This window comes from Pseudomonas sp. UF-293 (genome assembly GCF_058245595.1).
The window spans coordinates 1-263 of record NZ_JBSICA010000093.1; the positions used below are offsets into that span (position 1 = coordinate 1).

The 263-nt window shown below is 67.7% G+C and carries 1 protein-coding gene; it reads left to right on the forward strand.

The window, feature by feature from the left end:
- Positions 1-263: ABC transporter permease subunit (locus tag AC4IHP_RS27905; RefSeq protein ID WP_490833296.1), on the forward strand; the 263-nt coding region annotated here is incomplete at both ends.

Consider the following 263-nt stretch of genomic DNA (forward strand, 5'->3'; position numbering starts at 1 on the left):
GCCTGGGGCGCATCGGCGTGGCCCTGCTGGCTGCCACCCTCACCGCCATCCCGGTGGGTATCGCCATCGGCTACAACCGCGTGGCCCGCGGCATTCTCGACCCGCTGATCGAGTTCTACCGGCCGATCCCGCCTCTGGCCTACCTGCCGCTGATCGTTATCTGGTGCGGCATCGGCGAGCTGTCCAAGGTTCTGCTGATCTACCTGGCAATCTTCGCCCCCATCGCCATTGCCACCGCCACCGGTGTGCGCACGGTCGACCCG